The organism is Bradyrhizobium sp. 186, from assembly GCF_023101685.1.
Classification (GTDB): Bacteria; Pseudomonadota; Alphaproteobacteria; order Rhizobiales; family Xanthobacteraceae; genus Bradyrhizobium.
The window spans coordinates 4932988-4953456 of sequence record NZ_CP082164.1; the positions used below are offsets into that span (position 1 = coordinate 4932988).

General features: G+C 62.5%; 23 protein-coding genes and 1 pseudogene. 9 read left to right on the forward strand and 15 right to left on the reverse strand.

Annotated features, from left to right (window positions below; all coding sequences use genetic code 11):
* Entirely contained in the window at nucleotides 1-1296 is a 1296-nt protein-coding gene (locus IVB18_RS23595) for a hypothetical protein (protein ID WP_247991319.1), read from the reverse strand.
* Between the two features lie 315 nt (nucleotides 1297-1611).
* Here IVB18_RS23595 and IVB18_RS23600 point away from each other — a divergent pair, with 315 nt between their 5' ends.
* From IVB18_RS23600 to IVB18_RS23620, 5 genes are all read left to right on the forward strand, one after another.
* Complete coding sequence (locus IVB18_RS23600) at nucleotides 1612-1776, forward strand: Flp family type IVb pilin (protein WP_247991715.1); 165 nt, start codon at nucleotides 1612-1614, stop codon at nucleotides 1774-1776.
* A 113-nt stretch (nucleotides 1777-1889) separates the two neighbouring features.
* Nucleotides 1890-2096, forward strand: coding sequence for a hypothetical protein (locus IVB18_RS23605; protein ID WP_247991320.1), 207 nt, complete (start codon nucleotides 1890-1892; stop codon nucleotides 2094-2096).
* Between the two features lie 169 nt (nucleotides 2097-2265).
* A complete protein-coding gene (locus IVB18_RS23610; protein ID WP_247991321.1) occupies nucleotides 2266-2514 on the forward strand; it encodes a hypothetical protein in 249 nt (82 codons plus the stop codon).
* Between the two features lie 300 nt (nucleotides 2515-2814).
* Nucleotides 2815-2979: a hypothetical protein gene (locus IVB18_RS23615; RefSeq protein ID WP_247991322.1), complete on the forward strand. Its 165-nt coding sequence runs from the start codon at nucleotides 2815-2817 to the stop codon at nucleotides 2977-2979.
* Nucleotides 2980-3065: 86 nt separating this feature from the next.
* Nucleotides 3066-3986: a DMT family transporter gene (locus tag IVB18_RS23620; RefSeq protein ID WP_247991323.1), complete on the forward strand. Its 921-nt coding sequence runs from the start codon at nucleotides 3066-3068 to the stop codon at nucleotides 3984-3986.
* A 22-nt stretch (nucleotides 3987-4008) separates the two neighbouring features.
* Here the strand turns inward: IVB18_RS23620 and IVB18_RS23625 are convergent, their stop codons facing one another.
* The 3 genes from IVB18_RS23625 to IVB18_RS51985 all read right to left on the reverse strand — a co-directional run bounded on the left by IVB18_RS23625 (nucleotide 4009) and on the right by IVB18_RS51985 (nucleotide 5144).
* The gene (locus IVB18_RS23625; RefSeq protein WP_247991324.1) at nucleotides 4009-4359 is read right to left on the reverse strand and encodes a zinc ribbon domain-containing protein YjdM; all 351 of its coding nucleotides are present in this window, start codon (nucleotides 4357-4359) and stop codon (nucleotides 4009-4011) included.
* A gap of 108 nt (nucleotides 4360-4467) precedes the next feature.
* Nucleotides 4468-4641: a hypothetical protein gene (locus tag IVB18_RS23630; protein WP_018644642.1), complete on the reverse strand. Its 174-nt coding sequence runs from the start codon at nucleotides 4639-4641 to the stop codon at nucleotides 4468-4470.
* On the reverse strand, nucleotides 4638-5144 hold the full coding sequence (locus tag IVB18_RS51985; RefSeq protein WP_346732655.1) for a PhzF family phenazine biosynthesis protein: 507 nt from the start codon (nucleotides 5142-5144) through the stop codon (nucleotides 4638-4640). The genes IVB18_RS23630 and IVB18_RS51985 overlap by 4 nt, the downstream gene beginning before the upstream one ends.
* A gap of 217 nt (nucleotides 5145-5361) precedes the next feature.
* Here IVB18_RS51985 and IVB18_RS23640 point away from each other — a divergent pair, with 217 nt between their 5' ends.
* Nucleotides 5362-5874 (forward strand): hypothetical protein, encoded by a 513-nt coding sequence (locus IVB18_RS23640; protein WP_247991716.1) that lies wholly within the window; start codon nucleotides 5362-5364, stop codon nucleotides 5872-5874.
* A 376-nt stretch (nucleotides 5875-6250) separates the two neighbouring features.
* Here IVB18_RS23640 and IVB18_RS23645 read toward each other — a convergent pair whose 3' ends face one another.
* Both IVB18_RS23645 and IVB18_RS23650 read right to left on the reverse strand, forming a co-directional pair.
* The gene (locus IVB18_RS23645; protein ID WP_247984493.1) at nucleotides 6251-7555 is read right to left on the reverse strand and encodes an IS701 family transposase; all 1305 of its coding nucleotides are present in this window, start codon (nucleotides 7553-7555) and stop codon (nucleotides 6251-6253) included.
* A gap of 83 nt (nucleotides 7556-7638) precedes the next feature.
* Nucleotides 7639-7869: a hypothetical protein gene (locus IVB18_RS23650; protein WP_247991325.1), complete on the reverse strand. Its 231-nt coding sequence runs from the start codon at nucleotides 7867-7869 to the stop codon at nucleotides 7639-7641.
* A gap of 280 nt (nucleotides 7870-8149) precedes the next feature.
* On the opposite strand from IVB18_RS23650, the gene IVB18_RS23655 reads away from it, so the two are divergent.
* The 3 genes from IVB18_RS23655 to IVB18_RS23665 all read left to right on the forward strand — a co-directional run bounded on the left by IVB18_RS23655 (nucleotide 8150) and on the right by IVB18_RS23665 (nucleotide 9823).
* Nucleotides 8150-8446 (forward strand): cytosolic protein, encoded by a 297-nt coding sequence (locus IVB18_RS23655; protein ID WP_247991326.1) that lies wholly within the window; start codon nucleotides 8150-8152, stop codon nucleotides 8444-8446.
* A 205-nt stretch (nucleotides 8447-8651) separates the two neighbouring features.
* Nucleotides 8652-8969: a hypothetical protein gene (locus tag IVB18_RS23660; protein WP_247991327.1), complete on the forward strand. Its 318-nt coding sequence runs from the start codon at nucleotides 8652-8654 to the stop codon at nucleotides 8967-8969.
* A 563-nt stretch (nucleotides 8970-9532) separates the two neighbouring features.
* Nucleotides 9533-9823: a hypothetical protein gene (locus IVB18_RS23665; RefSeq protein ID WP_247991328.1), complete on the forward strand. Its 291-nt coding sequence runs from the start codon at nucleotides 9533-9535 to the stop codon at nucleotides 9821-9823.
* 51 nt (nucleotides 9824-9874) lie between these two features.
* On the opposite strand, the gene IVB18_RS23670 is transcribed toward IVB18_RS23665, so the two are convergent.
* The 9 genes and pseudogenes from IVB18_RS23670 to IVB18_RS23710 all read right to left on the reverse strand — a co-directional run bounded on the left by IVB18_RS23670 (nucleotide 9875) and on the right by IVB18_RS23710 (nucleotide 20327).
* Complete coding sequence (locus tag IVB18_RS23670) at nucleotides 9875-11527, reverse strand: IS66 family transposase (RefSeq protein WP_247983904.1); 1653 nt, start codon at nucleotides 11525-11527, stop codon at nucleotides 9875-9877.
* A 47-nt stretch (nucleotides 11528-11574) separates the two neighbouring features.
* Nucleotides 11575-11922 carry an IS66 family insertion sequence element accessory protein TnpB gene (gene tnpB, locus IVB18_RS23675; protein ID WP_063676425.1) on the reverse strand — a complete coding sequence of 116 codons (348 nt, stop codon included), beginning with the start codon at nucleotides 11920-11922 and terminating at the stop codon, nucleotides 11575-11577.
* The gene (locus IVB18_RS23680) at nucleotides 11919-12320 is read right to left on the reverse strand and encodes a transposase (RefSeq protein ID WP_247983905.1); all 402 of its coding nucleotides are present in this window, start codon (nucleotides 12318-12320) and stop codon (nucleotides 11919-11921) included. Before IVB18_RS23680 ends, tnpB begins: the two co-directional genes overlap by 4 nt.
* A gap of 1101 nt (nucleotides 12321-13421) precedes the next feature.
* A pseudogene (locus IVB18_RS23685) lies at nucleotides 13422-13709 on the reverse strand (lytic transglycosylase domain-containing protein); the annotation flags it as partial.
* Nucleotides 13710-13862: 153 nt separating this feature from the next.
* Nucleotides 13863-14531 carry a phasin family protein gene (locus IVB18_RS23690; protein ID WP_247991329.1) on the reverse strand — a complete coding sequence of 223 codons (669 nt, stop codon included), beginning with the start codon at nucleotides 14529-14531 and terminating at the stop codon, nucleotides 13863-13865.
* A 268-nt stretch (nucleotides 14532-14799) separates the two neighbouring features.
* Nucleotides 14800-15597 (reverse strand): transglycosylase SLT domain-containing protein, encoded by a 798-nt coding sequence (locus IVB18_RS23695; protein ID WP_247991330.1) that lies wholly within the window; start codon nucleotides 15595-15597, stop codon nucleotides 14800-14802.
* Nucleotides 15598-15644: 47 nt separating this feature from the next.
* Nucleotides 15645-16136 carry a Mov34/MPN/PAD-1 family protein gene (locus IVB18_RS23700; protein ID WP_247991331.1) on the reverse strand — a complete coding sequence of 164 codons (492 nt, stop codon included), beginning with the start codon at nucleotides 16134-16136 and terminating at the stop codon, nucleotides 15645-15647.
* Nucleotides 16133-17914, reverse strand: coding sequence for a ThiF family adenylyltransferase (locus IVB18_RS23705; RefSeq protein ID WP_247991332.1), 1782 nt, complete (start codon nucleotides 17912-17914; stop codon nucleotides 16133-16135). The genes IVB18_RS23700 and IVB18_RS23705 overlap by 4 nt, the downstream gene beginning before the upstream one ends.
* Nucleotides 17907-20327 (reverse strand): SAVED domain-containing protein, encoded by a 2421-nt coding sequence (locus IVB18_RS23710; protein WP_247991333.1) that lies wholly within the window; start codon nucleotides 20325-20327, stop codon nucleotides 17907-17909. The genes IVB18_RS23705 and IVB18_RS23710 overlap by 8 nt, the downstream gene beginning before the upstream one ends.
* Nucleotides 20328-20469: the final 142 nt, after the last annotated feature.

The window sequence follows — 20469 nt, forward strand, 5'->3', positions numbered from 1 at the left end:
TCAGGTCGCCCGCTTCGCGGCGGATTGCGCCGACTTCTGCGGCTTGGCCGGGCTCTTCTGCTCGCGCGCGGCCTGCGCTTTCGGCGGCTTTGACTTCGACGCTACGTGTACCTTCCTCGGTTTCGCGTTCGCGGCTTCCTTCCGATCCGCGCTGCCACGCCGCGAGATATATTCCTGGCCGTCGACCGGGCCGACATGCGGGGGATCGCGGTCGAGGTAGGGCCGGCCGATGCCGAGCGGCTTGCCGTTGGCGTCGACCCATTTCCACAGCACCTCTGTGGAGACCCAGCGCTGCGCGCGGTTGTCGCCCTTGGTGCTGACGATGTCGGCCGCCATGCCGTGACCGTAGCCGCCGCGCGTGCTGCCGCCGTGATACGATCGGTCGGACGCCGCCTTCAGGCCGCTGGCGATCGACTGGCGATAGTCGTCGCGGAATGCGCTGGTGATGCCGGGCGACAGGCCCGCGGCTTCAGCGGCGAGGAGCGTGCGAAACAGCTTTCGCTTGAAGCTGCGATCCATGCCGCCGATGACGTACTCCATCAGCGGCATGCCGGCGTGATCGGCCGCCTTCGGATCCTTCCAGCCGAAATCCTCGTCGACGAGTTTGGTGAAGCTGCGCATCACCGTGACGGTCTTGCCCTTGCGCTTGACGGCGACGGCGCGGCGCTCCTGCACCTTGATCGAGTCTTCCTTTGCTGTGCGCTGATAGAGCGCCCAGAGATAGCGATCGATGCAGGCGTCCACGACGAAGCATTCGTCCAGTACGGCGACGGTGTCGGCGGCGGGCGAAGCCTTGCTGGCGGCAACGGCCGGCCCGGTCGCGATCGTTGCGGGCGAGAGCGTGTCGGATGGCACGACATCACCAGGGTCAGCGGATGCGAGTTTGATCGCGGGCTCCTGCGCCGGCGCGACCTCGCTGCTGGCGGCAACGGGTTCGGTCGAAAGTCTGGACTGGGCCGTTTCCACCGGCAGCATGTCCGTCGGATCGGCGGAGGCGAGCTGGACGGGTGCGGCTGTCTCAGGCGCAGCTGTTTCAGCAGTCGCCGGGCTCGGCGCCGCAGTCACGGCGGCCGCGATGGCGGCGGTCAACGCGACGCCATCATCGATGGTCGCGGCGCGCGGGACATCGGCGAGTTCGAGACGCGTGAAGTCTTTCGCGCTGGACACGGCAGCCGCGTTGGCGCTGCTGTTCTCGATGAGAGCGGGCGCGTAGGCGGATAAGGAGAGCGCCAGCCAGCCGACCAGGACGGCCGAGGGGCACGAGACCGCCACGATAAGAGACCGCTGATCGTTCATGATCCCTGCCTCCAAAAGGTTCTGTTCGAACCAGTGTTGCACAGCCAAGCACGCGGTACGTCGATTGTTCGGAGGATGGTGTGGCGGCGCAATGGCGCAATTCCGGGGCGAGGGGCTTTTCGGGCGGGTGTTGCCCGCGGGCAACGCGAGTTCCATTGCGGTTCCACGGGCCTTAAGGGCGGGGAAAGCCTGCAAATTGAGGCGTGGATTGTCATCAAATTGAGTGTCCATATTTACTCAATCTTGGATTGTGGCGGTCCACTTCTCTCGCGCCGACTGCGTCCGGCAGACCTCGCGAAGGACACGATAGTGAAATTGAAATGCCTGCTGGCCGAATTTGCCGCCGATGAATCCGGCGCCACGGCGATCGAATACGGCCTGATCGCAGCGGGCATCGCGCTCGCCATCATCGAAGTCATCTACGCTCTCGGCACCAACCTCGTTGCAAAACTCCAAGCGCTTGCGACTGCGTTGAAGTAGGGCGTCGCCCTGGTCGCTCCTGGAGAGAGTGTGTTGCTTGAGGCGCGACTCGACTGCGGTGTTTTGCCCGACGCCGGGCGCAACCTTGTGCCCGCCGGCGCGTTTGGTCGTCCATGACAACGCATTCCTCGCTTCGTCCCATGGACGCCTTCGATCCCACTGAACCCGCCATCCTGCACGATCTCGTCTCCGACAGGATCATCACCTGGACCACTGAGCAGGCCGAAGACTATCGCCGCGCCAGCAGGGCGCGCGCGGATGGAACCGTGGCTTGGAAGGCCTACGTCTTCGATGGCTGGGGCAACGTGCTCGGCGGCTGAACGCCGGTCGGAGCAGCCCCGCGTCGCGACAGGCGTGATTCCGCCAAGACCTTGCGTGCATTAAACATATCGCCATGCGCGCCGCGCGATATTGCAATGCAACAATGCATATCGCAATGCAGCAAATCACGCTTAAATATGCTCCGAACTTCTTCCAGGAGCACCACCAATGACCAAGAAGACTTTGTCGATCGCCGCCGCCATTTTGACGATCGCGGGCAGCACCGCCGCTTTCGCCACCGAGCTGCCGAGCTATGAGGCCAATGGCTTCGCGGTCTCGCCCATGCAGGTTCGCGTGCTGGGTGCTGCGCATGTCCAGCAGCAGGAGACGGCGCCTGCCGCGGTCGCCACGGTGCACCAGGCCAGCGTGCTGACCCCGCGCAAGGTGAAGACCGCGACCATCGGTGCGGCACGCTAAACTGACGTCGCGTGAAGGCAGGTGGGCTCGCGACGCGAGACCCACCGCCTTATGCGAGGGGCTGCATCACGACGTCGCGTGCATCGTCGCGCGAGCCATGCAGTTCAATATTCCGGCGCAGATTTGCGCGCCGATGCGCTGATTGAGACTCCGGCAGCGAACAAGTTCGCGTGAGCGGTCCGATCATGTATGCCGGTTCATAACGGCGCTCCTGTCTTTAATAGTTTGTTTTGGAGGCCGCGCGCCTGATGCGGCCGCCGCGTCGTTGCGGCCAATTTTTGAAATCATACCAGAGGCATCATGCCCGTTGCGCAGAAGGCCGTCATTGCCATCACCTCGCCGCGTACGTCCATTCTCAAGCACGCCGCGCTGTTCGTAGCTGCCTCGTTGTTCGTGTTCGTGCTGAGCTTGACGTATGGGCTGGATCTCAGCCCCGGTTTTTCTAGTTGGTCGGATGGAGCGTAAGCTACGGATCTTCCGCGTTGCTCCGCTGGCCAGCCCTGCAACTACATGGGTTGAGCCACACCGTGCGCTGACATAACGCTTGCCGCATGGATCAGCGGACGAGCGGCGCTGACGCTCCCATTCGAACCAACGATGCGGCGCCGGCACTGATCGGCGTGCTCTGCGGCCTGTCCGCGGCGCTGTTCTGGGCGCTGGGATTTGCCGGCACGCGGCACGGCCTGAAGGTCGGCTTCACGCCTGTCGATCTCCTGGTGCATCGCTACGTCTGGTCGGGCATCGCGTTCCTGCCGCTGGTGCTGCGCGCAGGCATCACGGACCTCTGCGGCATCGGCTGGAGCAGGGGCCTCGCGCTGATGGTGCTTGGCGGTCCGGTGATGTCGCTGATCTCCTACACCGGCTTTTTGTTGGTGCCGCTCGGCCATGGCAGCGTGATCCAGCCGTCCTGCGCGACGCTCGGCGGCCTGCTCCTCGCCGCCTTGTTCCTGAAGGAACACATTTCCGCCTCGCGCCTCACCGGCGCCATCGTCATCGTCGGCGGCCTCTGCGTGATCGGCGCGGAATCGATCGGCCATATCGGGGCCGACGGCGTGCGGGGTGACCTCATCTTCGTCCTCACCGGATTCATGTTCGCAGGATTCGGCGCGCTGTTGCGCCATTGGCGCGTCTCCGCCGTGTCGGCCGCGCTCGTCATCAACGTGCTGTCGCTGCTGTTGCTGCCGATCTATCTCTTGACCGGCGGGCTCGCCCGCGTCGCGGCAATCGGCGTCACGGAGAACGCGATCCAGGCGCTGGCGCAGGGCGTCCTCGCAGGCCCCGCCGCGCTCTATCTGTTCGCCGTCTCGGTTCAGCGCCTCGGCGTCGCGCGCGCCGCGGTATTTCCGGCTTGCGCGCCGGCGCTGACGCTGCTCACCGGCTGGCTGCTGCTCGGCGAGCCGCCGACGGCGTTGCAGGCGGCAGGACTCGTGACGGTGCTGTGCGGGTTTTATCTGGCGCAGCGGCAGAGATAATTCGCGGGGCGGGGTCGGCGAATTAAGCCTTCTTCACGAACTCCGACTTCAGGTTCATCGCGCCGATGCCGTCGATCTTGCAGGCGATGTTGTGGCCATCGGTGGCGTCCTGAAGGCGGATGTTCCTGACCTTGGTGCCGCCCTTGACCACGGACGACGAGCCCTTGACCTTGAGGTCCTTCATCACGATGACGCTGTCGCCGTCCGTCAGCACATTGCCATGGGCATCGCGCACGCCCGCCTCCTGCGGCGCATCCGCCGCCGCACCGGCCGCAGCGCTCCACTCATGGGCGCATTCCGGACAAATCCAGAGATCGCGATCCTGATAGGCATGCTCCGAATTGCAGTTCGGGCATTTCGTGGCGTCGCTCATGGCTGGTCTCGTCTCCGGTGCGTGCGCGGCGCACCGTAGGGGCGGGAGAGAGGAAAGCAAGGGAAAGCTGCGCGCCGTTAAGGGCGGCCGTCGCCTGCCGGTGTGATATCACCGAAACAGCGCGACAAAGATCACGTACAGCCAGCCCAGGATGCCGTGGATGATCGCCCACAGGATCGAATGGTTGTTGGTGTAGGAGATCGCGATGGCGAGCGCCGAGCCGAAGCCCACGCCGTATTTGGCGCCCTCGACGCGGACGCCGTAGTAGCGGTTGCCGTTCATGGTGATGCCTCCCAGTGATCGAATGCGTCGAGCATATGCGAGACCCGTCCGCTTCGCGATGGGCATCGCTCCGCCCATCGAGTCACCGAAGACAAGGTGCTGCCGGAGATCGAGCCATTCAAGCCGCGCGTCCTTCGAACTTCCCTCTCAACCGATGCGGAGAAGAGGCTCACGACCGAGCTGAGCAAGGCGGCGTGATCGGCGGGCAAACCAGCATCGTCCATGAAGCGCGCCGTGCCTGATACCCGAATGGAGCTGCCCGCCGTTTCACTTATCTCCGCACGGATGAGCGACCTCGGTCCCATGTCTTCGCCCTGGACGATGTCGATGGCGCCGCCGTGCGGCCAGCCGATGTCGCGCAGGTATCCTGCAAACGCGGCGGCGGCTGCACCTGTCGCGGGATCCTCAACGACGCCTTCGGCGGCAAACGCGTTGCGGACGTGGAACAGTTGCGCCGTCTCCATGGTCACGAGCGCGACGGTGACCAACCCCGCTTTTTCCATCAGAGCTCGTTCTTGCGAAACCCATCATCTTCGCGAATCGCAATTATGAGAGGTTGAACGCTTATGACATCCATCATCCCTGCGTGCCGCAGTTGGCAACTGGGAAAAAATGGCAAAGCTGGGGCTGTCAACGATAGATCGGGTTAGGAATGCCACTTAACCCCGTAATACACTGAGCGCCGTTTGGGGTGCGGGGTGCGTATTGGGAGGGTCGATCATGGCAAGTGTTGAACAATTGCGCAGACGGGAAGGAGTGAACCTGGTGCAACTCGAGGCGGACATTGCATCGGTTCGCTCGGGAAGCTCGATCGCTTCAATTGCTCTACCTGATTACGTCGAGCACACCGAGGGCGTCACGCGCGTCGGCGCGCTCAGTGCAGAGGCGGTCGTTCGCGACTATGAGTCCGCTGCAAAAGAGATCGAGGCCATGGGCACCGAGTTGATCGAGGCCGCGCAAAAATGCGAGGCGCTGACAGTCCAGGTCCATGATGCGATTGCCTTCATGCGCGAAACGGCGGCGGGGTATCGTGACGAGGGACGGAAGATCTTCAAGCGCATCGAAGAATGCGCGCTCTTCACCGAAGACGTCCGCAAGACATGCGAAGAGGTCAAGCGCAGAATGAAGGACGTCTCGGTCGGCGAGTCCCCCAATGAGGAGCTTGCGACGCAAGAGCTGACCGGGATCGCAGCCAAGGTGTCGGTGTACGAGATACCGGCCACGGAGCGGTAAATCCGTAGGGTGGACTGAATCCTTGCGAAACCCATCACCTTGGCGAAGCGAAGGTGATGGGTATCGCTTCCGCCGTCGCTCACCGAGCTACGGTGGACAAGTCGTTCACCCGTGCTGCGAGTCAAACAAGCCAAGCCGCCTAAAGCGCGATGAGATGAGGATGAATCATCATCGCGCTTTAGGTTGTTGTTTGAGCATGATCTTTTCGGAAAACCGCTTCGCACTTTTCCGGATCATGCTCTAGTTCTACTGCGTCACAAATTTCGGGCGTGGTCGCATTTTGCTTTGGCCGCAACACGGGCATCGCGGCAAGGTTCTGGCGATCGCGTTGGCCAAACGGATGCGCATGGTCGCGATTGAGTTCGGGATGTGACGTTCAGGCCGCAACGGCAGTACCTCTGGGTCGGTAACCTGCGGGAAGGGCAAGTTGCGGGAAGATCGGGGCGTGACGAGGTCCTGAGGGGGGAATCGTCTCCCTTTCGGAGATCAGGAATCCGTAAGCTGCGATGCAGAGCGTTGCGTGATGATGGAAGCCACGCCATCCCCGACCTTCAAAATGCCCGAGGCCGACTTCTTGCTTGAGCTCCTGATAGTCGCGCTCAATGCGCCAACGCAGCTTGGCGAAGTAGACCAGACGGTGAAAGGCGATATCGGCGGGAAGCGTCGACAAAAAGTATTTGGTCGGCTCGGTCTCGTCCTTGGGCCACTCGATCAAGAGCCATTCTTGCGGGCACGGCTCGTGGCGCCTTTCGTCACGCCGCGCGGCACGCACCCGCACCCGCGCAAAGCGCGAAGACATGGTTTCCGCCGAACCTTCTCGCCATTCGATGGTGCGCCAGGCGCGCTTGGGCAGGCCGAGTGCAAGGTCTTTGACTGAGACCGGCCAATGCTTGGCGTCGCGCTGCAGGCGCTTTGGTGGCCGTCCGCGGCCCGACCAAGTCTTCGGCGGCAGCGGTCCCGTCCCGTCTGCCCACACCGTCGTATTCGACAGAATGCCCGCGACGTAAGCCAGCCCCAGGGCCGTGATGTCGGCGCGCAGATTGCTGTTATTGCCATAGCCGGCATCCAGCAGCGCCGCGCCACGCGGCAGACCAGCCGCGCAGGCCCAGTGCAGTTGCTCCAGCGCGATCTCATGCTTGGTCTTGAAGCCAATATCTTCAGGAACCCCCACCTTGCGCAGACGATCGCTATCCTCCGCCCATTCCTGCGGCAGATACAGCCGGTACGCCACCGGCAGGCTCGCATGTTCGTTGGCAATCGACAGCGACACCGCGACCTGGCAGTTGTCCTCCTTACCAAGTTGACCGCAATATTGCCGCGCAACACCGACCGACTGCCGCCCCTTCTTCGGCAGTCCAGTATCGTCGATAATCCACGCTTCGATCGGGCCGTGACGCTCGATCTCGGGCAAGACCTTCTCGCGCACCTTGGCCAAGACGCGTTCGTCGGACCAACGTCCCTCGCCGACAAAATGCAGAAGCGATTGATGCTGGGCGGCCACCCGCGCCGGTGCCGTGACCGCTGCGATCGGTTCGACGCTCTTGCGCTCGCCTCGCAGCATCAGCCCGGTGCAATAATCGCGAAGCGGCTGCTCTCGGTCTTTGTGCCCGATCACGCTCGCAAGCCCCTCGACATAGGCGGCAAATCGCGATTCACTGCTCTTAAACCTTCGGCGATCCATCCTCAGCCCCTACCGCTGGCCTGAATCCCGCCCACTACCTGATTCCTGAATCCCAGGTACTGCGACTTTCTGACCCAGTAGAACTAGAAGCTCGCGCCTGACGCCATCAGCACTGCACCGGCGGCCATCAGAACAATTCCCGGCCAGTTCGATGCGATCCCAAGAAATCCCAGGCCCCGGCGAGGCGGTTCCAGCGTGTCGCGAACCTGTCGAGAGGAATCCGGACCGCTAAGGGGGCCCCGCCAAATAGTGGCGCGCGCCATGTACAGGAATCCGCCAAAGATGAGCACCGCGCCAAGTCCCGTCAGGAACATTTTCGCCTCTCAACTTGTCGCTGCCACCCCTAGCGGAGGCAGCATATCTCAAAGCAATGGAGGTCGAATGGTTCCGCTACCTAAAGCGCCGCAGGATGGGTTGAGCCTTTGCGAAACCCGTCACTTTCGCCGCAGCAATTGATCGGTATCGCTTCCGCCTTCGCTCGTCGAGCTACGGCGGACGAGCCGCTCCACCCATCCCAGCAATTCACTTCGCTCCACCTATCTGACGCGCTAAATTATGACGCCGGAGTTCAGTCTGGCTGCACAGGAGGATCCGATGAAATCGCTTTTGCTGCTCACGGCGAGCGGCCCGCTGCTCATTCTCACGTCGCACGAGTCCTTAAACGATCAGACGCTCCTTGAGGTGCTCAGGCACAAAGGGATCGGCAAGTTCGTCGCGTTTGATGTTCCCTTGTCGCTCGCCAGAGAGCGCTACGGCGGGCATTTTCAATCGGTCGAGAGCAATCTCCACGAGACTGATGATCTGAGAATCCTCGACTTCAACGGCCAGCGGATATTTCAGCTGTTTCATTTCGATGAACTCGGTTCGCCGATCCTGATAGAACAGCCGTGATCTGGTCTTGTCTTGCGGTGATGCCTTTCGATTTCATCCAGTGAGGTCGGGAGCCATGCGCTCTGCCCATCCCACGGGCTGACCGTTGGCCCATCCCTGCGGCGCTCGCTGGTGGGAATCCCGCACTCATTATGAACATTCGTTCAGGGGAACGGGCGCTGGGTTCATTTCGTTGCATGGAGGGGCTTATTCGGAGGAGGACATCATGAAGACAAAGATCATCGCGCTCTCTGTTGCTGCTGTCATGGCTACAGCACCTGCCGTATTTGCTCAGGGCGTATCGAGCAAGGCGCCAGGTCAGGAGATGCAGCAGACGGGTTCTAAGAAAGGCGAGCCGGGCGCTTCCAGCTACGCTCCCGGACATAAGATGCACCACGCAAAGCACCACGCGAAGGCCTCGAAGAAGACCAGCCCCGGCGCGTCGAATTTCGCTCCAGGTCAAACCACCGGCACGAGCACCAAGTCAACGACCGGTTCGAGCACGAAGTCAACGACCGGCTCGAGCTCAAAGTCAGGGTACTGAAGTCCAAGTACTGAGGTCCAAGTACTGAGGTCCAAGTACTGAGGTCCAGGTACTGACGGACACAACAGCACGTGGAACGTAGGATGGATTGAGCCCCTCGCGAAACCCGTCACTTCCGCTGATACTTTGGCGATGGGTATCGCTGCGTTCAGCTCACCCTACGGGCTGCGTTCGCTATCGCATCAGCATCTCGCCCGACGCCGAGTGCCGAGGAGGTCGACGCGGCGTAGCGGCGGTCGGGTGCTTTGATGCTGGCATCGCCGCCCTCGAGAGGCTGCGTCCAACAAAAATATCGAAAACAACCCCATGCAAAGTAGAAATCACTCAGGAATTTCGATTTCGGTGATACCGAAGAACGTTGACCCGTCGGGCAAAACAGGGGCATCATGGCATGGTGGGTAGTTGCCACGGCTAAGAGCTTGTAGCCCGGATGGAGCCAACGGGTCGGCGCGTAGCGCCGCCCGACGACAGGCTTCGCGCAATCCGGGACCTAATGTGCGGCACAATCCCGGATTTCGCTTCGCTCCATCCGGGCTACGCTCGCTCATGGGGGAGGAATCGCCATGAGGGTCCTTACCGCGATACTCGCCCTGCTTCTTTCAAGTCCGGCCGCCGCCGAGGACTGCCAGACATGCTCAATGGCCGACGCCTGCATGAAGGAGTACGTCAAGGCGACGTCGGAGGCCCAAAGGGCCACCAAGCAAGCCATCCGGGATTGGAAGCAGAATCTGGACCGAAAGGCCTCCGCAGAATTGTCCAGCAGGGGCGTACTCGCATTGCAGGACGCTATGGAGGCGCAGGTTCGTTCGGAGCTGGAGCGGCTGAAGGGTACGCATACGACGAAGACCGCCTGATTGACGCATGCGCGCGGGCACGGCGAGCTCTATGATGGCGTTGCGAGAAGGTCAGGCAGCCTGCTGATCGGCGGGCTTGTCGGCTTGGCGCAGGAGCTTCCATTCCCAGGGCAGCAGTTCGTGCAGGTGCGAAGCGGGAAGATCGGCGATACGGGCGAGGACGTCGGCGAGCCAGGCCTTGGGATCGACGTCGTTGAGGCGACAGGTCGTGATCATCGTCAGCATGATGGCGGCACGGTCGGCGCCACGCTGGCTGCCGGCGAAGGTCCAGTTGCGCCTTCCCAATGCGATGCCTCTCAATGCGCGCTCAGCACAATTGTTGGTCAAGCAGATCCTGCCATCGTCGAGGAAGCGGGCGAAGTCGTCCCAGCGCCTGAGCATGTAGTTGATCGGTTTCAGGACCTCGGAAGAGCGCGAGAGGTTTTCGCGCTCACGCAGCAACCAGACGTGCATGTCCTCGAGAAGCGGCTTGCTCTTTTCCTGGCGCACGGCGCGCCGCTCGTCGGCGCCGCGGCCGTTGATGGCGCGCTCGATCTCGAACAACGCATCGAGGCGTCTGACCGCCTCCAGCGCGATCGGAGAGACCGGTTTGCCCTTCTTACCTTCCCGAGCATTTTTCTCGATGTCAGCCAGCTCGAAGAAGCCCCGCCGCGCATGGGCAAAGCAAAACGCCGGCGTAATCGGCAGCACCTTCTTCCGCGGGTCGAACAGCGGCTCGAAGCCGTTGTAGCAATCGGCTTGCAGGATACCGGCGAAGGCGGCCAGATGCTTCTGGGGATGCTCGCCTCGTCGGTCGCTCGAGGCGTAATAGACCGCCGCCGGCGGCGCAGGCCCGGCGAAGGGCCGGTCATCCCGCACATAAGTCCAGATCCGCCCGGTCGTGCACTTGCCCTTCGCCAGGACACGGATGGTGGTGTCATCGCCATGAAGGCGCTCGGCCGCGAGCACATGGCGTTCGATCAAGTGGAAGAGCGGCATGACGGCGAAGGTCACGTGGCCGACCTGGTCGGCCAGCGTCGACAACGGCAGGTCGATCCCCTCGCACTTGAAGCGCGCACTCTGGCGGTTGAGCGGGATATGCATGCCGAACTTGTCGAACACGATCGTCGCCAGCAATTGTGGGCCGATGAAGCCGCGCGGCGTGGCATGGAACGGCGCGGGCGGCTGGCTGATCTTCTCGCAATCGCGGCAGGTGAACTTCTCGCGTACCGTCTCGATCAGCTTGAAGCGGCGCGGGATCTCCTCCAGCGTCTTGGTCACATCCTCACCGATCTTCGCCAGCCGCGATCCACCGCAGCAGGCGCAGGTCGTTGGAGCCTCAATGACGACGCGCTCGCGTTCGATGTCATCCGGCCATGGCTTGCGCACCGGCCGCTTGCGCATGAAGGGGCGGACGTTCTGCGTCTTCGCCGCTGCGGCCTGCGCGGCAAGCTCATCCTCGCTCGCCGTGGTGACGAGTTCTTCGAGCTCCAACTCCAGCTGCTCGAGCAGCCGTGCCGTGCGCTCGGAGCGCTGCCCGTACAGTTCGCGTTTGAGCTTCTCGATCCGCAGCTCGAGATGCGCGATCAGCGCCTCGTTGTCCGACAGCTCCGCCCGCGCACTGGCAGCCACCGCCTCGGCTCGCAGCCGCGCCTCACGCTCGGCCCGCAGCGCCGCCAGGGCACTCACAAGGTCCGATGGAAGATCGTCTGGCTTCGATATCATGAAGCCATTGAATCAGATCAAGCAGCAGATTCAAACCGTAAAAGCGGCTATCCGACCCGCGTCGGACGCTGGGTTTCTTGAGGGTTGCGCCAATCGATCCCGGACAACAGATAGCTCAACTGCGCCGGAGAGATCGTTACCGATTCACCGGCAACCGATGGCCAGATAAACCTTCCTCTCTCGAGTCTTTTGGTAAACAGGCATGCTCCCTGGCCATCGTGCCAAATGACCTTCAAAAGATCGCCGCGTTTGCCCCTGAAGCAGAAAAGACCGCCGCCCATGGCGTCGCGCTTGAGCACTTCCTGCACGCGCAGAGCCAGGCTCGGAAAGCCGCACCGCATGTCGGTATGGCCCGTCGCCAGCCACACTCGCACGCCCGTCGGGATCGGGATCACGGTAGTGTCTCCAGCCCTCGCATGATCCGTAGCAAAACCGCGACATCGACGTTGCGATCCACGATCACGCGTCGGCCATTCGCGGTCACGACTTCCAGAGTGCCAGTCGCCGCCGGTGCCGCACGCTCCGTCGTCGACTGGACCTCCGACACAATCCGGGCCGGCACAAATCCACCGACCTGACAGCCGCCAAGCTGTCCTTCGCGATAGGCCTTGCGCCACGAAAACAGAAGCTGTTTCGAAAGCCCATGATGCCGTGCTGTCGCCGACACCAGCCGCGGACCCGAACAACTTTCCTCGACAATCCGCAGCTTCTCCGCAGCCGACCAGCGCCGACGCCGACCAGTCTCCACAATTTCAAGGCGACTCACTTGGCGACTATCAGTAAGGATATCCATACCGACAGTCAGCTACAGACCGGATGAACTCGCAAGACGGCCGTCCTCGGACGAGTACGCTGAAGGAGTGCTTGGCGAAGATCAGGTAGGGCACAAGCACGCGGCGGAAAGCACGTTAATACAAGGATGGGTTGAGCCCTTTGCGAAACGCGTCATCTTCGCGGCTGGCAATTGATGGGTATCGCTTCCGCCTTCGCTCGTCGAGCTACGGCGGACAAGTCGCTCCATCCATCCTGCGATCTATCGGAGGGTCAACAGGCGGGCGCTCCAAACCACGGCGGTGCGGCGGCTGGGAGCATTACGCTCGCTGCGCCGGCCTTCGCACCCCAAATCCGTTTCGGGTCGCAGGCCGGTTTGCTGCGGGCGGCCGCGGTCCGGCAGAGCCAACAGCGGTCATTCAAGCAAGTCGAGAGCGAATTGGCTTGCGTTGCCTTGCGTCCTTTAGCAATCTTTTGAAAAGGAGGCCGACGCATGAAGACAATAACCGTCGCGTGTGCTCTCGGAATGGCCCTGGTGCTGTGTAACCTTGGGATATCAGGTGCCGAAGCCCGGGCGCGGAAGGCCCAAGTCGTTCGTGAACCCCAGCAGAGGCTTATTGTCACGGCGCCCGTGCTCAGGCCAACGCCGTGGGATTACTATATTGTTCCACGCTATCGTTATCGCCCTGAAGACGACCGGGTCGATCCCTACGGCCCGCCTTTGGTGTCCTCGTGGGTCCGCTATGAGGGCTGGCGGTGGCCGTATTGGTGGTGACTATCGATCACATTCTGGGGCATGTGGTGATCGGCCACCGACGGGCGCGGAACTGATTAGCGCGTAGGGTGGGTTAGCCGAAGGAGGCTGGGCAAGTATTCATTGCGGCGGCCGCGTCGTAGAACATCGTTCTTATCGCGTGGGCCCAAGGCGACTTTGATGGAATTTCCTGACTGCCTCCTCGTACAACAACGGATAATTTTCTACAGCATTGAAGATGCATTGGATACTTGCCCAGCCTCGAAGGCGTAACCCACCACTGTTTGTCGACGAGGAAGCGAAAGAGGTGGGTTTACGCCGGCGGACTGCGCTTCGCGCAGCCGCAGGCTAACTAACCCACTCTACGCGCTAATTGCCGCCATCCGCCGCAAGCCGCAGAAACTGCCGCTTCATCGCGTTGACCCCCGAGATATAGCTTGCGACGAGGTGATCGCCGCACCGCTCGCCGGCCATCATCTGAAAGTGGCGGCGTGCGTAGGCTGTGGCGGGACCTGCGCCGCAGAGATGGATGAAGGCGGCCAGATCCTGCTTCTGCTGCGCGCTTGCCTTCACATCGCCCGCGCGGGTGAGAACATCAGCCACATTGCGGTCCAGATACACGGATGCCAGCTCGATGGCGTGGCTCGGGATCGCGCGGCCCCCCTATAAGTTGAGTGCACTGTCACCGTAATTCCGCGACATCCGGGAAATGGTCGAGCGGGCAGCCCCGGATATCGCAGCGCTCATCGGGGCTACGCTCGCTGGCTCATGTGTCTTCCGGCCCCGGAGCGTCGGAATACGCAGCTGTCGTTAGTGACGTGTCGCGCCGATTTCGAGCGTCGTCTGGGTGAGCCTGGCCACGAACCCCTCAAAATGCATGACCCTTTGTCTGGTCAATTGTCCATGCAACTCGGCGATCTTCTGGGATTCGGCGATCAACGATTCGCACACCTGTTTCGCGTACTCCATCTGAAGCTCAAAGGCCTCGACTGGTGAGCGCGCCGTCGCGAGCTTTCCCAGGAAGGTCCAGGCGTGCTCAAGCGACGTCCTCGTGTAGTCGCTATAGGCATCGGCAATCGCCTGCGTGCTGGCCTGGGAGGGTTCCACCGGTGCGACGGGCGCGCTTGCAGCGATCTCCATCCCGGAAGCCTCGCCCGGCAAGGCTGCAGCCGAGGGTACAGGCGCACTGATCTCTCGGCTCGTCTCTTGCCTTATCTCTTGCTCGGTCTCTTGCCTGTTCTCTTGGCTGATCTCCGCCGAGGCATCCGGCAATTGATGGGCTGCAGTTGTGTGTTGCTCGCCGGCCCCGGTCCGTTGCCCGGCCTTCTTCTTCCCGCCGCGCCGGCCGGATTTTCCCGTTGGCTTATTTTCGACCGCACTCAACATTGCAAATGGCTCCTGAATATCGCTGAAGCCGCAAGCCTCCGTCGTGTTTGCGCTGAAATCGCGATTGTGGGTTGTCGCTTGCGTGGCGGCCATGTGGTGAGATTTTGCCGGGCATCGGCAAGGCCATCCTGCCGGATCTTGACCGTCCTGCGCGCGAGACCATGCTCGCCCCATCCGCGTCATCAATCTCGTCGTTGGCGAGATCGATGAGGGAGCGCTTGGTCGTTCTGTATGCAGTCCGCGCGAGCGCGGCAGTCAATTGAGCGGACTATCACCATAATTATCTACAAGTTGAATGCACTGTCACCGTAATTCCCTTCGCTCGTCGAGCTACGGCGGACGAGCCGCTCAACCCTACGAGCTAATTACCGTCATCCGCCGCAAGGCGCAGAAATTGCCGCTTCATCGCGTTGACCCCTAAGATATAGCTTGCGACGAGGTGATCGCCGCACCGCTCGCCGGCTATCATCTGAAAGTGGCGGCGTGCGTAGGCTGTGGCGGGCCCTGCGCCGCAGAGATGGATGAAGGCGGCCAGATCCTGCTTCTGCTGCGGGCTCGCCTTCACATCGCCCGCGCGGGTGAGAACGTCAGCCACATTGCGGTCCAGATACACGGATGCCAGCTCGATGGCGTGGCTTGGGATCGCGCGGCTATAGAGGCTGGTAAACCCGCAGCCGGTCTCCGTGACCGCGTTGCCGCGGACGCAGAACCGTGCGGCGTCGGCGTAGGCCGCGTCTAGCATCTGGTAGAGGCCGACGGCGCTGGAGGCGGGCCGGTAGATCGCGAGGGGATTGAGGCTCCATCGCCAGCGCCAATAGGTGCGCGCCACCGGATTGCCTGAACTCTCGACCTGCGCCAGCGCGGCAAGCAATTCGGGCGTGATCGTAGCGGTGGAAAGCTTGCGGAAGAGCGGCCCGTATTGCCGCCAATTCTCGGCCGGCTCCTTGTCGAGGGCGTTGCCGACAAGGAAGAACAGCTCGGTCGGCTTGCGGATCACGTGATAGACGAGGTTCGTGAGCGCTGCGACCGCAAGCAGCATCGTCACGCTGCCCGCGATCCGAACCATCCGCGGTGCTCGCGCGAACTTCTTTCGCACCCACCGAGCGCCCCGCCGGAAGCTGCGAAGGCGAGGGAGCAGGGGCTCGTTTTTTCTTGGCATGGGTCTTGTGGGAGCGGGTAGGATGGAGCGAGCCCTTGCGAAGCCCATTACCTGACGGAGTTGATGGGTATCGCTTCGAGCACGAGTCGATGCACGGATGACCGATCACATACCGATACGAAAAGGCTGTCCGGTAGAGCAGACCTGCCGACGATCACCATGACGAAGCCGTTCAAAGCATGCTTGGAACGCCGGACACAGTCGGAGATATTTTGCGTGTCCACAAGTGAGGGCGAAGCGATATCTTCGGGATGCGTGTGCCAACATCCGACGAAGTGAAGATTGCGGCGGAACATCTCGTCGATTTCGCGCTGTTCGGCTCGTTCGTCGGGCCGATATGAATAACGACTGCGACGGTCGGTTCGACGCGGGCCGGTAATGGCGCAGATTTCGATCGTCGGGAGGGCGAGGCGGGCAAATAAGAGGCCACCAGCCTCGCGATGCCAGATGCGCGTCTGCCGGTGTCGATCGAAGTGTACGAGTACGGCGTCGCCGAACGAAAGCCTTTGTTCGGACGCCCCGATATCGAACGAGATCACGCCGCGAGGGTCCTTGCGCTCCGGCCCCATCGCCGTTCAACAATAGTGGCCCCTTCAAGCACATTCGGCGCAATCGCGCGCAATTCGTCGCTCCAGGTGCCACCAGCAAAATCGACCAATCCGCGCCGCGCAAGCCAAATGCGATGCGTTCCGGACGTGATTTGGCCGAGAATGACGTCGACGGCGGTTTGCGCTACCAGCGACGTAACAAAGCCTAACTCGACTGGACCGTAGGGGTCGAACGCGGCGCCGCACGCGGGTTCGTACCGGCGAGGATCCTGCGCCCATCTCACGGCAACGAGATGGGGAACTCCGTAAGCATCAAGGCCCGCACGGAGACCGTCACCGGGGCCGGTAATCGCAACTGCGTGGCCGGCCGCCGCATAGGGCTCAGTCCAACCGTAGACAATTGGGACGCGGCGGTCATGCCCGGCCTGCCACGCGTCGACAAGGGACTCGGCGGGCCAATCGCCGAGAGCTGACACAATCACGTCCATCTCGGCTAGGGGATCCTCGGCTCGCAGCAGCAACTCCTGTACCTCCGAGACGTGGTGAACTACCTCGACGTGCGGCAGGGCTGTTCGGATCTGATGCGCGAGCGCTGGAGCCTTAGGATCGTCGATGGATTGAATTCCAAGCGTATGTCTGCCGACATTGGCGCTCTTCAGCACCTGCTTGTCGACGAGAATTAACTTTCCGACGCCTGCCCGAGCGAGCGCGTGCGCGACAGGCGCGCCGACCGATCCGCAGCCGAGTACGGCGACTATCGCATCGCGGAGTCTGGAAACGCGCGCGTCGCGGTCACGACCGTGAATCCAGGCCGGATCGACCCGCTCGACGGAATTGCGGTCGCACGGCGCGCCGCCGAACAGTCGGTCGCGGGCGACTTGCTCCGGAACGGCCGAAGGGCGGAAGCCTGCGGAGAGCGGGTCCCGCCCCCGGACCACGGTGGGGCGGTTCACGACGGCGGCCGCGAGGGCCGGACCGTCTTCGGCAACCGCGCCGAACAACACGAAGGTGCGGGGAAGCGCCTCGCGTACGAGTTCATCAAGCAGCTCTGTGGAGTCGCCGCATTTGGCCAACGCGTAAACGTCTCTGGCGGACGACGGGTACTCCGCGGGTGTCGGCACCCGATCGAGCCAGACGAACGCGCCGGCGCGCGACTTGACTTTCGAGGCCGTCGCCTTCGGGTTGGCATTGGCCAACCACGCGCGTAGTTGTTCGTCGTTTTCGGCTACGACAGTCTGGCTCACGCCCTCCCAGATGCGGACCCGACGCGATGGCGGACCGGGGTCGAGGAGCGACAGCACGGTACGGTCGCCTCGCTCGGCGTGATGCCAATAGGTCAGGAATTCGGTACGGAAGTCGCCGTCCAATTCGCCGCGGATCGCCGCGCCGACCATTGCGAATGCCTCGTCCAGCAACGACGCCACGCCATCGTATGGATCGTCCACCGACATCGTGGTCGTATCGGAAAAAAGGCAGAGGACACCGTCTTTCTCGACGTGAGGCCAGGTCAGAAAAGGAGGCCGGTCGACGAGCGCAATGCGGGCGGGCGTGGACGGAAAACCAGCGCTTACGAGCACGTCGAGACGGCGAAGTCCGCCGGGAAATTCGGCGGCGAAGCGCCAACCTTTCTCAGCGGCGCGTCTGCGGTAAGCTGAGAGCTCTCTCCGGTCCAGCTTGCGCGGCTGCCAGCCGAGTTCCTCCCATCGCGCTTCGACTGCGGCGACGGCCGCCTCGAAGCGCTCGACGAGAGGATGGCTCGCCTCAAGCATTCCGGCGGTCTCCCTCGAGGCGGGGCGGGGCACGACGCGCCTCGGCTTCGCTGCGAACGAGGCCGGCAGTCAGCACTGTGGGGGCGCCGAGGCGGGCGGCCGACCGCTTGCGCACGCGGTCGGCGACACCGCGCCCGATCGATTTGGCGAGGGTCTCAGTGATGAGCTGCTTGTTAGAGAGTTTGGCGGCGTAAGCGAAGTCATGTCGGGCCTGTTCGAGCCACTCGTAGAATGCGGCCACCCGCTCCGGATGTTTGCGCCACTTGTCTGCGAAATTTTCGGTTGGGTCGCTCGGGTTGGCTACCACATGGCTGCCGTCGGGTGCTTTGCCGATGAACCGGTCCATGCCGTTTAGGATGGAGAACAGCGCGTCAGAGATCTTCACCTCGCCGTTGTAGGCGTGGGCCCCGAGTGTGGTGACGATGATCGAGATAGGGCGCTCGTCGGACCGCGCGGCGAACATGATGTCGCGGTGACGCTTGAGGATCATGATGGCAGACTGAAGCGGAGTCCGCACGGCGTAGAACGGGATCGGTTCGGTGCCGGCGCGCACGCCCTTGCGGATCAACTCCCGCTTCCGCTCCTCGAAGATGACCTCCATGCGGCTGAGGAACCACTTGAGATAGCCACGTGGATTCGACCGTGGCCAGTCGGCGGAAATGATGCGGTACGCATGATGGTCGATGTCGGTGATCGCGATCGCGGTATCGGCAAAACGCGCATCGAGTCCGCGCGAAAGGAGAAGGGCGCGCTGTTCGGCGGCGTTCAGCAGGCCCGGGGTAACATCCATGTGAAATTGTGCATCTTCCGCGTATTCGAGACGCCAGCACCGACGATGCTCCTCGACGGGCTTGTCCATATTCCGCGCGCGAGCGTAGAGCTTCATCTCGTCGCCGAGCATTGTCTTGACCGCCTGCTGTGTTGTCTGCGTTTTGTTCAACTTGCGGAACTCGCAGACGGCATCGACGTCGTAGTGTTCCTCGTCGCTGATCGGTGGAATCACGGTGTCGAGGCCGAAGGATCCCTGGACGTGCACCTGCGGGTCGAACTGCCGAATGGTCGAGGCTGGACGGTTTAGCCAATCTCCAAGCGACTTGTAGCTGCGCTCGGCCTCTTCGTATCGGGACTCGGGGATCGCAAGCGAATCCGCGAGATCCTCAAGCGTTTCTTCGGCTTCGGGGGTGACGCTGGGGCGCATATGGACGTTCATGTCGGTCTCCGTGACGTCAGTGAATGTGTTCGAGGCGATGAATGAGGGCGAAGCCGCCCAGCTTCCAGTTCTGGTCGTAGATCGAGAGGAGGGATGTGCCTTCGGCTGCCACGACCGGCCCGCCTCGATGGCGATCGAGACCGGGATGGCGGGAAACACGTTCACCGTCACGTGCTCGCCGTGGGCCAGCTTGATGTCGTCCAGTGTCTTGCGAAATAGCTTGGCGAAGGACGCGATGTCCTCGGGACGCCGCACGATGTCGTTGTGCGCGCCAGCGGCGGCGATCGACCAAATCGAAGGGTCCGGACCAACAACTTTCGCGACGCGTTCGTCGACGACGGGCGCGCTGATTTCGAGTTTGAGCGCGACGGGGCCGCCGGTTCGCTCCGGGCGTCGCAGATCGTACCCGATCGTCGGTGAGGAAGAGTCCCATTTCCAGCCCTTCGGATCGCGCAGCAACTGCCGGACGTCGGCGGTCGCGATGTCGGAGATCAGGCGTCCGAGTTCGAATAGCAGCGGGATAGGCGCGAGACCGAACACGGCGAGGCGTTTGATCTCTTGGCGCTCCATCCGGCCGCGGACCTTTTCGTTGAAGACGGTCTGCAGATTCTTCACATGCGTCGGCCAGTATGCGGGATCATCGTCGCGGAGCTCGAGGGTGACTAGGTCGAGGTCGATCCAACCGTCGTCGAGCGGATAGCGCTCAGGGATCATCGACCATTTGACCGCACCTTTCTCGACGGGGGATTCGTTGGAGCCGATCTTCGCGGCGTACCGGATGACGTGGCTGCCGAGCTCCTCGTCGATGCCGGTGACGGTCCGGATGCGCGCTTCATGACGACGCTTCATCGCGATCAACACCTCCTCCGGATGCTCGTCGACCATTTCGCGGTCGAACACGCGGTGGTGGACGTCGCAGACCAGCATGAGGTTGTCGGGATCATGCGCCAGCTTGGGGGATCGCGCCGGATCTCCGCGCGGACCTTCGGCCGAGTCCGCCACGATGTGTCCGATGTAGGCCGTGTTTGCATTCGCGGCGCCGGAGATCTGGTCGCCGACGAGAAGCTTGTTGCAGCCCGCATACTGACAACGACCTGCGGCGCGGCCCCACACGATGTTCTGGACTCTAATGGGGATAGCCTTGCGCTTTGTCTTCGCCGACGCCGGCTTATCCTCGGCGATCTCTGCAACCGAACTCGTCATCGTACGTCTCACAAGTTGATTCACGATTCGTTCATTGAGCGATTTCGCGGCGAGACCGAAGCCCGCCGCGAACCTTGTTTCGAAGGGCTCGGCGCATGCGGCGCCGGGTCCCGTAGCTTCACCGAACGAAGCGGACTTCAGT

Bases quoted from the DNA above. Each gene is read 5' to 3' on its own strand.
- IVB18_RS23620 (WP_247991323.1), top strand. From the start codon at position 3,066: ATGGATCAGCGGACGAGCGGCGCTGACGCTCCCATTCGAACCAACGAT.
- IVB18_RS23655 (WP_247991326.1), top strand. From the start codon at position 8,150: ATGAAATCGCTTTTGCTGCTCACGGCGAGCGGCCCGCTGCTCATTCTC.
- IVB18_RS23595 (WP_247991319.1), bottom strand. From the start codon at position 1,296: ATGAACGATCAGCGGTCTCTTATCGTGGCGGTCTCGTGCCCCTCGGCC.
- IVB18_RS23640 (WP_247991716.1), top strand. From the start codon at position 5,362: ATGGCAAGTGTTGAACAATTGCGCAGACGGGAAGGAGTGAACCTGGTG.
- IVB18_RS23615 (WP_247991322.1), top strand. From the start codon at position 2,815: ATGCCCGTTGCGCAGAAGGCCGTCATTGCCATCACCTCGCCGCGTACG.
- IVB18_RS23630 (WP_018644642.1), bottom strand. From the start codon at position 4,641: ATGAACGGCAACCGCTACTACGGCGTCCGCGTCGAGGGCGCCAAATAC.
- IVB18_RS23670 (WP_247983904.1), bottom strand. From the start codon at position 11,527: ATGATATCGAAGCCAGACGATCTTCCATCGGACCTTGTGAGTGCCCTG.
- IVB18_RS23650 (WP_247991325.1), bottom strand. From the start codon at position 7,869: ATGTTCCTGACGGGACTTGGCGCGGTGCTCATCTTTGGCGGATTCCTG.
- IVB18_RS23665 (WP_247991328.1), top strand. From the start codon at position 9,533: ATGAGGGTCCTTACCGCGATACTCGCCCTGCTTCTTTCAAGTCCGGCC.
- IVB18_RS23690 (WP_247991329.1), bottom strand. From the start codon at position 14,531: ATGGCCGCCACGCAAGCGACAACCCACAATCGCGATTTCAGCGCAAAC.
- IVB18_RS51985 (WP_346732655.1), bottom strand. From the start codon at position 5,144: ATGGAAAAAGCGGGGTTGGTCACCGTCGCGCTCGTGACCATGGAGACG.
- IVB18_RS23625 (WP_247991324.1), bottom strand. From the start codon at position 4,359: ATGAGCGACGCCACGAAATGCCCGAACTGCAATTCGGAGCATGCCTAT.
- IVB18_RS23710 (WP_247991333.1), bottom strand. From the start codon at position 20,327: ATGACGAGTTCGGTTGCAGAGATCGCCGAGGATAAGCCGGCGTCGGCG.
- IVB18_RS23645 (WP_247984493.1), bottom strand. From the start codon at position 7,555: ATGGATCGCCGAAGGTTTAAGAGCAGTGAATCGCGATTTGCCGCCTAT.
- IVB18_RS23660 (WP_247991327.1), top strand. From the start codon at position 8,652: ATGAAGACAAAGATCATCGCGCTCTCTGTTGCTGCTGTCATGGCTACA.
- IVB18_RS23695 (WP_247991330.1), bottom strand. From the start codon at position 15,597: ATGCCAAGAAAAAACGAGCCCCTGCTCCCTCGCCTTCGCAGCTTCCGG.
- IVB18_RS23610 (WP_247991321.1), top strand. From the start codon at position 2,266: ATGACCAAGAAGACTTTGTCGATCGCCGCCGCCATTTTGACGATCGCG.
- IVB18_RS23605 (WP_247991320.1), top strand. From the start codon at position 1,890: ATGACAACGCATTCCTCGCTTCGTCCCATGGACGCCTTCGATCCCACT.
- IVB18_RS23705 (WP_247991332.1), bottom strand. From the start codon at position 17,914: ATGCTTGAGGCGAGCCATCCTCTCGTCGAGCGCTTCGAGGCGGCCGTC.
- IVB18_RS23680 (WP_247983905.1), bottom strand. From the start codon at position 12,320: ATGGATATCCTTACTGATAGTCGCCAAGTGAGTCGCCTTGAAATTGTG.